Consider the following 255-nt stretch of genomic DNA (forward strand, 5'->3'; position numbering starts at 1 on the left):
CGTGGGAACGTGCCCTTCTCTGCGGAATAGCCACTGGAAACGGTGAGTAATACCGCATACGCCCTTCGGGGGAAAGATTTATCGGAGAAGGATCGGCCCGCGTTAGATTAGATAGTTGGTGGGGTAACGGCCTACCAAGTCTACGATCTATAGCTGGTTTTAGAGGATGATCAGCAACACTGGGACTGAGACACGGCCCAGACTCCTACGGGAGGCAGCAGTGGGGAATCTTAGACAATGGGCGCAAGCCTGATC

The 255-nt window shown here is 54.1% G+C and carries 1 rRNA gene; it reads left to right on the forward strand.

Going from position 1 to position 255, the window contains the following annotated elements:
* Window positions 1-255: ribosomal RNA gene (locus tag FCK22_RS18155) — 16S ribosomal RNA — on the forward strand; the annotation flags it as partial.

This window comes from Sulfitobacter sp. 15WGC (assembly GCF_005068605.1).
Taxonomy (GTDB): Bacteria; Pseudomonadota; Alphaproteobacteria; order Rhodobacterales; family Rhodobacteraceae; genus Sulfitobacter; species Sulfitobacter faviae.